Annotated in this window: 1 pseudogene; it reads left to right on the top strand. The window is 38.0% G+C overall.

From position 1 onward, the window contains the following. A pseudogene (locus HMPREF2701_RS11540) lies at positions 1 to 242 on the top strand (hypothetical protein); the annotation flags it as partial.

Here is a 242-nt window from a genome sequence, read left to right as displayed (position 1 = left end):
GGGGGTAACTGATTTTAAAATAGGAGATAATCCGTGGAATTCATTTAAATACGAGTATATAATATTGGATTTTGAAAATTCCTATGAAAGCGATGGGCGCGAGAAAGGTGATTATTTGCGAATTATTTCCACTCATCTAGATATTTTAACGGTTGACAAGCGTGCGATGTATATTATGGCGATTGAGGTAGCATCTGCCATTGACGGTCAAATCAGCGAAGACGACAAAGAAACATGGCTGA

This window comes from Streptococcus sp. HMSC077D04 (genome assembly GCF_001808785.1).
Classification (GTDB): Bacteria; Bacillota; Bacilli; order Lactobacillales; family Streptococcaceae; genus Streptococcus; species Streptococcus mitis_BX.
Note: the sequence above shows the minus strand (reverse complement) of the source record. Positions and strands in the feature narration are given on the sequence as shown.